The 12,434-nt window shown below is 56.3% G+C and carries 15 protein-coding genes; 11 read left to right on the top strand and 4 right to left on the bottom strand.

Annotated features, from left to right (window positions below; translation table 11 throughout):
* Positions 1-2: 2 nt before the first annotated feature.
* The 3 genes from CFBP5499_RS04305 to CFBP5499_RS04295 form a co-directional block, all read right to left on the bottom strand.
* Positions 3-1,088 (bottom strand): porin, encoded by a 1,086-nt coding sequence (locus CFBP5499_RS04305; protein WP_080825440.1) that lies wholly within the window; start codon positions 1,086-1,088, stop codon positions 3-5.
* Positions 1,089-1,316: 228 nt separating this feature from the next.
* Complete coding sequence (locus CFBP5499_RS04300) at positions 1,317-1,568, bottom strand: hypothetical protein (RefSeq protein ID WP_130932449.1); 252 nt, start codon at positions 1,566-1,568, stop codon at positions 1,317-1,319.
* Between the two features lie 55 nt (positions 1,569-1,623).
* Positions 1,624-2,709, bottom strand: a complete 1,086-nt coding sequence (locus tag CFBP5499_RS04295) for a porin (RefSeq protein WP_080825441.1) — start codon at positions 2,707-2,709, stop codon at positions 1,624-1,626.
* A gap of 850 nt (positions 2,710-3,559) precedes the next feature.
* On the opposite strand from CFBP5499_RS04295, the gene CFBP5499_RS04285 reads away from it, so the two are divergent.
* The 3 genes from CFBP5499_RS04285 (at position 3,560) to CFBP5499_RS04275 (ending at position 6,283) form a co-directional block, all read left to right on the top strand.
* Complete coding sequence (locus tag CFBP5499_RS04285) at positions 3,560-4,789, top strand: tyrosine-type recombinase/integrase (RefSeq protein ID WP_080825442.1); 1,230 nt, start codon at positions 3,560-3,562, stop codon at positions 4,787-4,789.
* A 224-nt stretch (positions 4,790-5,013) separates the two neighbouring features.
* Positions 5,014-5,220 carry a helix-turn-helix transcriptional regulator gene (locus tag CFBP5499_RS04280; protein WP_233284176.1) on the top strand — a complete coding sequence of 69 codons (207 nt, stop codon included), beginning with the start codon at positions 5,014-5,016 and terminating at the stop codon, positions 5,218-5,220.
* A gap of 574 nt (positions 5,221-5,794) precedes the next feature.
* Positions 5,795-6,283, top strand: a complete 489-nt coding sequence (locus CFBP5499_RS04275; protein WP_080825444.1) for an HNH endonuclease — start codon at positions 5,795-5,797, stop codon at positions 6,281-6,283.
* A gap of 187 nt (positions 6,284-6,470) precedes the next feature.
* Here CFBP5499_RS04275 and CFBP5499_RS04270 read toward each other — a convergent pair whose 3' ends face one another.
* The gene (locus tag CFBP5499_RS04270; RefSeq protein WP_080825445.1) at positions 6,471-7,004 is read right to left on the bottom strand and encodes a hypothetical protein; all 534 of its coding nucleotides are present in this window, start codon (positions 7,002-7,004) and stop codon (positions 6,471-6,473) included.
* 80 nt (positions 7,005-7,084) lie between these two features.
* On the opposite strand from CFBP5499_RS04270, the gene CFBP5499_RS04265 reads away from it, so the two are divergent.
* The 8 genes from CFBP5499_RS04265 (at position 7,085) to CFBP5499_RS04230 (ending at position 12,243) form a co-directional block, all read left to right on the top strand.
* Positions 7,085-8,317 (top strand): phage portal protein, encoded by a 1,233-nt coding sequence (locus CFBP5499_RS04265; protein WP_080825446.1) that lies wholly within the window; start codon positions 7,085-7,087, stop codon positions 8,315-8,317.
* A complete protein-coding gene (locus CFBP5499_RS04260; protein WP_080825447.1) occupies positions 8,307-8,696 on the top strand; it encodes a hypothetical protein in 390 nt (129 codons plus the stop codon). The genes CFBP5499_RS04265 and CFBP5499_RS04260 overlap by 11 nt, the downstream gene beginning before the upstream one ends.
* Positions 8,697-8,772: 76 nt before the next feature.
* Positions 8,773-9,273: an HK97 family phage prohead protease gene (locus tag CFBP5499_RS04255; RefSeq protein WP_080825448.1), complete on the top strand. Its 501-nt coding sequence runs from the start codon at positions 8,773-8,775 to the stop codon at positions 9,271-9,273.
* Position 9,274: 1 nt separating this feature from the next.
* Positions 9,275-10,441 carry a phage major capsid protein gene (locus tag CFBP5499_RS04250; RefSeq protein WP_080825449.1) on the top strand — a complete coding sequence of 389 codons (1,167 nt, stop codon included), beginning with the start codon at positions 9,275-9,277 and terminating at the stop codon, positions 10,439-10,441.
* A gap of 25 nt (positions 10,442-10,466) precedes the next feature.
* The gene (locus tag CFBP5499_RS04245; protein ID WP_080825450.1) at positions 10,467-10,895 is read left to right on the top strand and encodes a hypothetical protein; all 429 of its coding nucleotides are present in this window, start codon (positions 10,467-10,469) and stop codon (positions 10,893-10,895) included.
* A gap of 120 nt (positions 10,896-11,015) precedes the next feature.
* Positions 11,016-11,396 carry a hypothetical protein gene (locus tag CFBP5499_RS04240; protein ID WP_080825451.1) on the top strand — a complete coding sequence of 127 codons (381 nt, stop codon included), beginning with the start codon at positions 11,016-11,018 and terminating at the stop codon, positions 11,394-11,396.
* A gap of 80 nt (positions 11,397-11,476) precedes the next feature.
* Entirely contained in the window at positions 11,477-11,758 is a 282-nt protein-coding gene (locus tag CFBP5499_RS04235) for an endonuclease (protein WP_233284175.1), read from the top strand.
* Complete coding sequence (locus CFBP5499_RS04230; RefSeq protein ID WP_080825453.1) at positions 11,755-12,243, top strand: hypothetical protein; 489 nt, start codon at positions 11,755-11,757, stop codon at positions 12,241-12,243. Before CFBP5499_RS04235 ends, CFBP5499_RS04230 begins: the two co-directional genes overlap by 4 nt.
* Positions 12,244-12,434 lie beyond the last annotated feature (191 nt).

The raw sequence follows: 12,434 nt of genomic DNA, 5'->3' as shown, positions 1-12,434 counted from the left end.
GATTAGAACGAACGCTGAAGGCGGACGAAACCAGTCCAGCTGTCGCCAGCGCCAAGGTCAATACCTTCGGTACCGTCAACGTCCTGGTAGTTAACAGCAACCTTGGCAGCCAGACCCTGCGTGAGCTGGTAATCAACCGTCACACCAGCACGCCATGCATCGCGGTCACCGGTGAAGTCGTTGTCAGCACCGATATCGATCGTACCGAGGTACTGAGCGCCGGGGGTGATGGTCAGCTTGTCGGTTGCCTTGATAGCGTATTCAGCAGCAACCGTCCACTCAGACTCTTCGTAGTAGTAGTTTGCGCCGGAAGCCCAAACGCCAGAAAGAGCGAAGGTGCCGGGGCCGACGTCAGCCGTAACGATTGCGCGAATGGCACCGTTTTCCTGATCCGTGTCGTAGGAGCCCAGCAGGTTTGCACTGACCGCACCGAACTTGGCACCAACGATACCGCTTACGCCAACGTTGTTGTTACCTTCGAACGAACCACCCTTTGAGAGGTTGGTGAGGTTCGAGATATCACGTCCAGCATCCAATTCTTCAACGCTGAGACCAGCATAGAAGGAGCCAGCGTCGTAGGTGTAACGCAGAGCGTTGCCGCGGGTAGTGTTGGACGAGAGGATGTCGGTTTCGCCGGAGAGATCATCATCCCACCAAGTATACATGTAACCGACCTTCAGGCCGCCCAGTTCGATGAAAGCCTGATCAACATTCACGCCGCGGCTGGAGTCGTTGTTGGCTTCGCCGCGCAGACCGATGTAGCCACGCAGTGCGCCGAGTTCGGTATCAGTGCGGGTGTCGATGTTGAACTGGGCACGCGTAAAGGAGTTCCAGTCAGACGTACGATTGTTGGTACCGTCACCAAAACCAGTACCGCGGTTGAAGTCGGTCTGGAAACGGATGTAACCGTCGAACTTCAGGCAGGTTTCGGTGCCGGGGATGTAGAAGAAGCCGGTGCCGAAAGCGTCGCAAACGCGAACGTATTCCAGGGGCTCAGGCTCAGCAGCGACGATAGCGTCGGCAGCGTGAGCGCCGGATACTGCTGCGAGAGCCGCAGCGGAGCCGATGAGAAGGCTCTTGATGTTCATGGTTGACCTCCAGTCAAACGCTTAATCTTCTAAGCAGCGGGTGGGAAAGCACTTCAGAAATGCGTGCCGCTTATGGAGATCATTAGAGCCAAAACCGGCCGCACAGGCAATCGCAATCATGACAGAAGGAAGACAGTAAGGTGACCTTAGTTTTCAGTTGTTGCGAAATAGCTACAACTCTACGGACAAAGCGTCATTTATTAAAAATGCGTTAATAAATCATGCCTTTCAAATACTTAATGAAAATTCAGGTTGGTTCACCTGCGTTAAATTCGTCCGATCGCCAAAATCCCAACACGATCCGGTCATGCGAAATTGTCCAAAAAAACGATTGCTTGCGTGAGTATCTGCTTTTCCTCGCCGCCAGAGAATCAGCCTTGGACGCAAGGTTTGCAGCCCGTCCGCTTCGATACCCCTGAGGACGCGAATCAGCACCGAAATGAAACCCGCCTCAAGTACGGTTACATCTGCGCGTTCCAACAAAAAAGCCCGGCTCTTGAGCCGGGCTTTCCATCACTGACAATGTCAGATCAGATTAGAACGAACGCTGAAGGCGAACGAAACCAGTCCACTGGTCGCCAGCGCCGCGGTCAACGCCTTCGGTGCCATCAACGTCCTGGTAGTTAACAGCAATCTTCGTGGAGAGACCCTGAGTGATTTTATAATCAAGAGTCACGCCAGCGCGCCATGCATCGCGGTCGCCCGTGAAGTCGTTGTCAGCAGCGATATCGATCGTACCGAAGTACTGGAAGCCGGGGGTGATGGTCAGCTTATCAGTTGCCTTGATTGCGTATTCAGCAGCAACTGCCCACTCGGACTCTTCGTAGTAGCTGTTTGCGCCGGAAGCCCAAACGCCAGAGAGACCGAGAGTGCCAGGACCGATGTCAGCCGTGACGATTGCACGGATTGCACCGTTTTCCTGGTCCGTGTCGTAACCGCCGAGCAGGTTAGCGTTTACGCCACCGAACTTGGCGCCAATGATACCGCTGATGCCAACGTTATTGGCACCTTCGAAAGAACCGCCCTTAGCAAGGCTGAAAAGGTTGGAAGTGCCACGAGCGGCATCCAGCTCTTCAACTGCAACGCCAACATAGAAGGAACCAGCGTCGTAGGTGTAACGGATAGCATTCAGACGCGTAGCGTTCGAAGAAAGGATATCAGTTTCGCCAGAGAGACCATCATCCCACCAGTTGTAGTAGTAACCGACCTTCAGGCCACCGAGTTCGATGAAAGCCTGGTCAACAACAACGCCGCGGCTGGAGTCGTTGTTGGCATCGCCGCGCAGACCGATGTAGCCACGCAGTGCGCCGAGTTCGGTATCGGTGCGGGTGTCGATGTTGAACTGGGCACGCGTAAACGAGTTCCAGTCAGACGTACGGTTGTTCGTGCCAGTGCCGAAGCCCGTACCACGGTTGAAGTCGGTCTGGAAACGGATGTAACCGTCGAACTTCAGGCAGGTTTCGGTGCCGGGGATGTAGAAGAAGCCGGTGCCGAAAGCGTCGCAAACGCGAACGTATTCCAGGGGCTCAGGCTCAGCAGCGACGATAGCGTCGGCAGCGTGAGCGCCGGATACTGCTGCGAGAGCCGCAGCGGAGCCGATGAGAAGGCTCTTGATGTTCATGGTTGACCTCCAGTCAAAGTTTTTAAGTGGGTCTGGGTTCTTTCGCTGAAGGACAGCATTCCCTGCCCCATTCCCGTGTTCTTAGAAGCCAAACGATCCACCGCCTCGCTTCTGGTCGTGAAAATACAAAAGGTTTCGCCGCTTGCAATCACCAACATCCGATAAAGCGCATTTACGTATATGCTTCATTTCGGCTTGTTGCGGAAACAACACACACCGCACTACGGCACGATGGTTGCTTTTACAATGCATTAAGAACTTCCTTGAAAATCCGTTAGTTAGCGAAGTTAACAAGGCCTTTCTAAACTACCGGCGTTTTCGGCCATAGCCTGCTATGCCTGTCGATGATACCGGGATTTTTTTGCTTTGATTGCACCTATCGCGAAGCACAATATAGATGCGCATAGGGGGAAACAGCTGAAAAAGCCGGTCGACCCAAGACTGAATCGCCGGACAACGATTCGACACGCCGGGCATGCCGGCGATTTATCGGTTGATCAGCCTTCGGTAAATTATCGCGGGTTCCTGTCTACCCCACAAGATCGGCACTGATGATTCGCGCGTCAGTGCGGCGGAGGCTTATCAGCATCGCCAGGTATCATCAGCGAACTGCGACAGCAATCGTAAGGAAGTGTGCCCGAACCAGCATCGGGCTTCCAGGCGCGTGGCGTTTCAACGTCTCGGGGGGCTTCGGTAGATGGCGGAGAGGATGGCCGCCGCGATCACGCCTTTCATAACTTAGATGAAAAGCCCGCATTGCTTTTATTGTACTTTTTCATTTCTTATATGCCTATGACGTCTCAAATGCCCCTTGTGACACCCGCAAATGTTAGGACCAGAATTAGGACCGATGGCGCGCAACAAGCTGAATACGACCCAAATTAAGGCCGCTAAAGAACCCTGTCGACTAAGCGACGGCGACGGTCTTTATCTCGTCGTCCGCAAAGGCGGGGGTAAGACCTGGAGCTTTATTTATATTCGGGGTGGCAAACGCCGCGAACTCGGTCTCGGTTCTTTTGGCAGCGGTACCGGCCAGGTGTCCCTTGCAGGCGCCCGCGTAAAGGCTGACGAGATCCGCGAGATCTTGGGTGCGGGTGGCGATCCGTTCAAAGAAACCGAATCTCGGAAAACCCAAAAAAAGCCCACGACCTTTGAGCAGGCCGTTGCGGCTTTCCTTGCGACACGCGCTGACAAGTGGAGAAACGACAAGCACCGTGCGCAGTGGTCGATGACGCTCGGCGATGCGTATTGCAAGCGTCTCCTCAAAATGCCGGTCTCTTCAATTGACACTGACGACGTCGTGGCGGTGGTCTTGCCAGTTTGGAAGGAAAAGAACGAGACCGCTTCGAGACTGCGCGGGCGAATCGAAAGGGTGCTGGATTACTCGAGAGTGGCAGGATGGCGAGAGGGCGAAAATCCAGCGCGCTGGAAAGGCCATCTTGAACACCTCCTCCCGCCAGTGGATGAGAAGCTTAAGCGCGGCCACCACGCCGCCCTACCTTATATAGAGATGCCAACCTTCTGCCAGGAGCTGAAATCCGTCGGCGGATTTGGTGCACGCGCACTCGAGTTTCTTATTCTCACTGCAGCTCGCACGGGTGAGGTTCTCGGTGCAACATGGGACGAGATTGATATGGACGCTGGTATCTGGACTGTCCCTGCCCTGCGGATGAAGGCCAAGCGCGAACACCGAGTTCCGCTCAGCAAGCAAGCCCTAGCAGTTTTAGAGGGTATGAAGGCGGTTCGGATGAACGATTTTGTATTTCCGGGTACGAAGGAGAATAGCGGCCTCTCGAACATGAGCATGCAGAAAGTGCTCCGGACGTTGGATTATGCAGATCGCGCCACCGTCCACGGCTTTAGAAGCGCCTTTCGCGATTGGGCCGGCGATCGATCAACCTTCCAGCGCGAAGTTATCGAAGCCGCCATGGCGCATGTTGTGGGTGATGAGGCCGAGCGCGCCTACCGACGCTCCGACGCCATCGAGAAGCGCCGGCGTTTGATGCAAGCTTGGTCCGGCTTCGTAACAACAAAGCCTGCTGCGAACATTGTGCGGTTCGAGAAGCTCCAAGACAGCTGAAATATTTTCCTAAATTTCGCAATATTATTTTGTCGGAGCCTAAGCATAATCCGCGATGAACATTGTGTTTGTTCCAATATCACGGCGATACATATCGAATAACGTTTTAAATCCGTGGACTTCGGGTAGGCTCTATACGCTTCGTATTGCTGCCCCGTGCTTGTTGCCACGTAAGTTTTTTGGGAATTAATAGACAGCCATCTCAACTGACAAGGATGGCCCTGATGACAACCCCCATACAGCTCCTCAGCCTCAAACAAGTATGCCAATTGACTTCGTTAAGCCGAACCGGCGTGAACAAAGCCCGCGCCGGCGGACGATTCCCCGCCGCCATTGACCTCGACGGACGTCGAATCGCTTTCGTCAAAACAGAAGTCGAAGCCTGGCTGTCTTCTAAGATCGAGGCCCGCAACGCCAAGACGCCTAAATGACGTCCGGTTACAAAAACGCCGCTCTGGTTGACGAGACCAAGAGCGGCGCGGACTTCCAAAGTCCCTGCGGGGACTTTCACGTTGATAGTACCGAAAAACCCAGAAGAATCAAGAGAATATACGGATTTTATAGCGCCATGGGTCCGCTCGGAGGCTCCCGCCATGACGCTAGTGATCTGTAGGTTGGCGGTCTTCCAACGTCCTTGACCCTGCCAAGCACCATCGGTGCCGATGAAGGACATACGCATGCCGCGCCCGACGGTTTCGGGAAAAAAAACAGAGGCAACGTCGCGCCCTGACGACCTCGACTTTGGAGCGCCGGGCATCCCCCGGCAGGCGATAAGCAGAACGTTTTGCCATCGGGATGACGACCTGACCAAATCGATTTTGTGGTGCAGCCGATAAAAAGCACCGGTGGACAGTGTGGGGACAACACATTGGCTTCTCTGCGGGGAAGAAAAGACACTGAGTACACGCCCTGTAAAGGGTCTCTTTAGTCGGGGGTTTGGAAAGAAGGCTCGGCCTTTCTCCAAAGTGGAAAAGGGCGAAGCTGTGCCTACACAAGGAGAAGACCATGGATCCAACCGCTCATACCGTTCGAGATCGCCTCGCCTACGACGCTTCGACAGGCGTTTTCCGCTGGAGAGTCCGGCCCACCTCAAACATTCCGGCCGGTACCAGGGCTGGTTGCTCCAATACGTCGGGATGGCTGATCGTCATTTTTGGCGTTGTCCATCGCGCCCGGCGGCTGGCCTGGATTTACACCCACGGCAAAATTCCAGAAGGCATGGAGGTCCGCGTTTTAAACCGAGACGAGTCGGATTTGCGGCTGTGCAATCTTGAACTTTCGACAGTGCGGCAGCGGATGGAGCGACACCCGAAACACCATAACAACAAGATCGGCGCGCAAGGCGTCTGTAAACAAACCCTAGGCCAACACGTCCGCTTTCGGGCAAAACTCTGTCGTGAAGGGCGCGTCATTCATACTTCCAGCCACCCGACGTTGGAAGAGGCTATTGCAGCCCGCGCAGAGGCTTTGCGGAAATACGAGGCGAACCGATGAAGCCGCCACTTACTGCAGCACGTTTCGACAAACTCGCAGAGGGGCACACACGCCCCTCTGGCAACTCAACCAAAATTATTTGGACGCTGAATGGGATAGCACGGCGCATCGGAACAGGCTCGGATTTCATTCGAGATACCTTAGCCAAGCAGCCGGACTCTCCTATTAAACAGCTTGGTGGCCGATTTTACTGCTTCGAAGATGATCTGATAGCCTTCTTGAGAGGCCGTTCGGAATGATTGAGTTCGAGGTCGCTTTTCCCAATTTCCACCAAGTCATCTCGTGCTTTTTCCACGATAACGTGCTCCTCCTGAAGAGCCGAAAGCCATGATCGTTGATCATTGTTGTTGGCCCGATGAAGTTCACTTATCAGATTCCGTAGGCGCTGGTTCACTTTAGGAAATAAGATCAGGGCAGCGACAGAGGATGTCTCTTCAATCTTTTCCATTGCAGATCTGTAACGTTGCGTGTTTCTCTGAATGTGTTCAGGCGTCTCTTCTCGCCTCTCGTGCTCCTCGCGTATCCACTCATTGAGGATTTGGTTCATCGTTCCCAAGGCCGCTAATACATCGGAATAGGCTTGCAACTTTCGATCCCAATGTTTCTCTTTCTTGTAACGTCCTAAAGCCAACCAGACCGTTATCCACGCGATGAAAAGTGCTGCGGCAAACTGCGCGATCGGCTTCACGAAATCGAGATACGCACTCCATTCGAAATTCATCCAAGTATCCCCTTCTTAAACCCTGAATTCCCCTCCCAAACCATTAAGCGATTCTTCGGCGGATCAGCCATAAACTGGTCATGAAATTTTTTAGCCGCAAATCACCTGTCGTAGACATTAAGTCGCTTGCCGAGCCGACCGCCGAAGAGTTCGCCCTTTTCACCGGCGGTCTGGTCTCCTCGACTGCGGTCGGCCTCGCCACCGCGATGACCGTTCCGGCCGTCGCCTCGGCCGTTCATTTGCTGTCGTCTAGCATCGCTGCGCTCAAGCTGAATGTTGAGCGGAAGGACGGCGACGCCTGGGTGACGGACACCGATCATCCGGTGGCCACCTTGCTGGACGGCGACGTCAACGATTTCACATCCTCATTCGAATGGGTCCGTGATGTCATCGCCGGTGCTCTTACCTCCGACAAAGGCTCGCTGTCCCATGTTAACCGGGTTTCCGCCGAGGTCCGCGAAGTAACCGCTTACGAGCCCTCGCACTTCCAGGTGGACTACTCTGCGGACGGACGCCGGGAACCGTCGTTCCGGATCAACAACCGCCCGACACCTGGTGACGAGGTTGTGTTCGTCCGTGGTCCCTTCACCCGCTGCCCGGTAACACTGGCGTCCGAAAGCATTGGCGTCGCGAAGGAAATGGAGCGCCACGCCGGGCGTCTCTTCCGTGCCGGCGCCCGCCCTGGTGGCGTGATCGAAAGCCCGAAGGCCGTCGGCGACGAAGGCATGAAGAAAATGATTGCCGCGTGGCGAAAAGCTCACGAAGGCAGCGACAACAGCGGCAAAACTGCGGTGCTGTTTGATGGCGCGAGCTTTAAGACGTTGTCTTTCAGCTCGGTCGACAGTCAGTTTCTGCAGCTCTGGAAATTTATCATCCTCGAAGTCGCGCGCGCCTTTCGTGTGCCGCCGCAGCTTCTTTTCGATTTTGATAGGGCCACGTGGAATAACGCGGAACAGGCCGGCAAAGAATGGCTGGCCTCGCTAGAATTCTGGATGCGTCCGATGGAAGCTGCCATGCGGCGCGGGTTCTTCAGCCGTGAGGAACGCGCCACATACCGCGTTAAGTTCGAGCGCGACGATTTCACGAATGTCGACCTCGTCAGCCGAGCCACGGCCGCTAGCAGCCTCATCAGTTCCCGCGCCCTCAATCCGAACGAGGCAAGGACATTGCTGCTTGATCTCCCGCCGTATCAGGGCGGCGAGACTTTCGCCAATCCGAATACAGGCGCATCGCAGCCCAGATCTACACCAGCGGAAAAGACATCGCCCCCAGACCAGAGCAAGCCAAACAAGGAGCCGGGCGATGACGCTTGACGAAATTCACGGCAATCTCGCCGACCAAGAACGTGGACGCTGGTTGGACGTGGCGGAACCGTGGGAAGGAAAGCCGACAGGTCTCCGTCTCCTTATCGCAGGCCCCGACAGCCAGACGCAGAATAAAGCCAGAATCGCCATGATGGACGAGCTCGCGTCCTCGGCTGATGTTGATGGAAGAGCCTCTTTCGAAGCGCGTGAAAGAGCCCGAATTAACTGCCTCGCCCGCTGCGTTCTCAATTGGGACATCGCCGCCGACTTCGGCCTCGACGCCAAGTTCGGTCACGCCGCAGTCGTGAAAGTCCTGCAGGTCGCATGGATACAGCAGCAAGTCGACGCTTTCGCGGGCGACCGCGCCAACTTCAGGAGCGCATCATGATCGCTGAAAAGTTGGACGCCATTTTGCTTGCGCTGCTCTTCCTCGGAATCCTCGGTCTCTTGGGGAGACGCCGCTGATGGAACGTCTCTTTTTCGAAACCAAGATCGCCGCAACCGATACCGGCGAAATCACCGGTCTGGCGTGGCCTTTCGGATCCGCTGACCGCGTTGGTGACCTCATTGAGCCGGGCAGCTTCAAGAGCGCGACGTTGCCGCTCCCAATGTTGTTTGGCCACGATCTGAACGACCCGATCGGCGTCTGGTCCTCTGCCTCGGAAGATAGCACCGGACTTCAGGTCAAGGGCAATCTTCTCATCAATGACGTGGCCCGCGCCCGCGAGGTGCATGCGCTGGTTAAGTCTGGCGCGGTGCGTGGCTTGAGCGTCGGATTCGTCACCAAAAAATCGGTCACTCGCAAAGGCGGTGGCCGAACGATCAGTGCGCTTGATCTCCTAGAAGTCTCGCTCGTCGTGGTCGGCATGCATCCCGGCGCGCGGGTGACAAGCGCGAAATCTGCAATCCACGCCATCGCAATGGCTGAAGCAATCAACCGCGCCGCCGAGCGCCTGAGAGGTTAAAATGGAACACCTGAATAACAAGGCGCTGACCGGTGCCACCCTTATCCGCAAGGGCGACGATGACGCCCCGGAGGCAATCGTCACCAAAGCACTGGAGACGCTTCAGAAGTCGGTCGATGACCGCCTGAAGGAGATCGAGGGCAAGACTGCCGAAAACGAGAAGCTGCAGACGCGAATCGCGGATCTCGAAAAGAAGGCCAATCGCCCCGGCGCTTCTTCCGAGAAGAAGGATGACGAGGCCGCAGCGATCGAAAAGAAGGCGTTCGGCACGTATCTTCGTCTTGGCAATCAGACGCCAGCGGATGAGTTGAAGACGCTGCAGGTAAGCTCCGATCCGCAGGGCGGATATCTGGCGCCGGCAGAGATGTCGACGGAGTTCATTCGCGACCTGGTGCTTGTGTCTCCAGTCCGTTCCGTGGCTTCGGTCCGATCCACGTCGGCTCCGAGCGTCTCGTACCCTTTGCGTACCGGCATTACGGCTGCGAAATGGAAGGGCGAATTGCAAGCGCAGGAGGCTTCTGAACCGACGTTCGGACAGGCCGAGATCGTCGTGAAGGAGCTCAACACTTACGTTGATATCTCCAACCAGCTTCTCGCCGACTCCGCCGGTCAGGCTGAATCGGAAGTCCGCCTCGCCCTGTCCGACGACTTCGGCGCCAAGGAAGGCCGTGCTTTCGTTGTCGGAAATGGCGTGTTGGAACCTGAAGGCATTCTGACGAATGCAGACATCGCCACTGTTCCGAACACCAACACCGGTACGATCGTCCCCGACGCTCTCGTCGGTTTGATGTACGGCCTACCCACGCAGTACCGCAATGCCGGTACCTGGGCCATGAACAGCACGACCCTTGGCAAGCTTCGCCTTCTGAAAGACGGCGATGGTCGCTTCCTCTGGCAGCCGTCCTTCCAGCTTGGCCAACCTGAAACCATCCTCGGCCGTCCTGTCATCGAGCTTCCGGACATGCCGGACATTGCCGCCAACACAACACCGATCGTTTTCGGCGACTTCAGCGGCTACCGAATCGTTGACCGTGTCGGCCTGTCCATTCTGGTGAACCCGTACCTCCTGGCCACGAACGGCATCACCCGCATCCATGCGACCCGCCGCGTCGGTGGCGGCGTTCTCCAGGCAGCCAAGTTCAAGAAACTGAAAATGTCGGCCTCCTAAGGCGCGGCAAGGAAAGGATTCAGATATGCGCGATCTCGTCCATAATCTCGGTTTGACGACCGTCATTCCTCCGGCTGTCCTCGCAGCTGACAACGTCCCGGTTGCCGTCGACTTGCTCGGTTTCAATCAGGCTGTAATCGCCATCCACACCGGTGTTGGTGGCATCACCTTCACCGGCACCAACAAGATCGACTTCACGTTGACGCACTCGGACGACAACACGACCTTCGTTCCGGTTGAAGCCGGCGACGTGCAGGGCGTCGACGTTCTGGCCGGTGGCATCGTGCTTCCGCTGCGCACTGCGCAGGCCGATCCGAAGGTGACCAAGCTCGGCTATGTCGGCAACAAGCGATACTTGAAGCTGCTGGCTGATTTCTCCGGCACGCACGGTACCGGCACTGCGATTTCGGCACTGCTGATCAAGGGACAGGCCGCCAAGCGCCCCGTCGCCTGACTCTGATTGAGGGGCATTTGTGACGGTTCCAGCGATCAGCCGAACAGCGGAAAGGCGCCTGCCTCCCCTCATCGATTCTGGGTTCAAGGCGCCGCGATCGCAACTTTTAAGGATTTTGGCATGGTCGATAAAATCAAAATCAAGCGTCAGGCGGGTACGCCGTCGGAACGGCAGGTTGAAACAACGGTGGACGACGTCATCAAGGACGTTGGCACCGCCCCTGAATTCATCCCGGCAAGCACGCTGACGCTCACTGACAAGCACCAGGGCAGACTACTCGCCTTCACGGCTGCGTGCACTGTGACGATTCCCGCAGGTCTGCGCGGCGGCTTCTCGTGTGGATGGCTTCAGGCCGGTACCGGTGCAATCACGTTCGCCGCCTCTGGCGTCACCGTCAACAGCTTCGAGGGCAAGGTGAAATCAGCCGGGCAATGGGCTGCTGGCGGGATAGCGGCAATCGAGGCTGAAAAATTCCTGCTTTACGGAAACATGGGTGACTGATGCCGGTACGTGCTCCTTCCGTCTGCGGCCACTGCGGCAAGGCCCATCCATCGGGGAAGACCTGCAAGGCAGTTGCCCGCATGGCGGCGGAGCGCAAGGCTCGGTTCGAAAAGAAGCGACCCGCCGCCCGTGACCGCGGCTATGACAACGAATGGCGAAAGCAGGCCAAATCCTTCCTCGCTATTCCCGGAAACGATCTGTGTGAATGCGGCGCGCCGGCAGTGCTGGTCCGCCATGTGATCTCAATCAAGAAACGTCCTGAACTCAGGATGAGCAAGACCAACTGGAAGCCGGGCTGCCGGCGCTGCAATGCCCGTGACGCCGCCGACGAGCGACGCACCAACGAGAGGAATACATCATGACCATTTTCGCGACGGCCGGTGCAAAACTGTTCATCGGCGTGACCAAAACACAGAAGAACACAGACTTTGTTCTCGCGGACTTCAGCACGGCCGATGCAGTGACGTGGAAAGAGATCAAGGAGCTTGAAGCCCTTGGTTCGCTTGGTGACACGAGTGAAGCCATCAACTTCACGTCCATCGATGCGGCCCGCACTCGCACCATCAAGGGACCGCGCAGCGCCGGCACGATGGAGCTCGTCATGGGCATCGATTATGCTGATCCGGGTCAGCAGGCTCTCATCGCGGCTGAGAAGACTATCCACGATTACGAATTCAAGTTGGTGCTGAATGACGCGCCAGCGGGCGGCGCGCCGTCGCAGCGGCTGTTCATTGCAAAAGTGATGAGCCAGTCCGAACAGTTCGATGCGGCTAACAACATCATGAAGCTGAACGCATCGCTCGGGGTGAATAGCAACATCGTGCGCATCGATGCGGACGATGAATGACCTTATCTCGAGGCCATAAACTTGCGACCGAACTCGCTCAGCGAATACAGATTGGGTCTTGTCTCAACGATGTACCCATCGCCCCGCAGCCTTTGCGCAAATCGTGTGAGGTGTGGTTCCAGCATCCGTATTGGAACTTCATCGTCTCTAAACTCGCGCATGAGGTTCTTCTGTTCCTTGTCGAGTTCCTT

The organism is Agrobacterium tumefaciens (assembly GCF_005221325.1).
Lineage (GTDB): Bacteria > Pseudomonadota > Alphaproteobacteria > Rhizobiales > Rhizobiaceae > Agrobacterium.
This window is presented reverse-complemented; position numbering and strand designations above follow the sequence as displayed.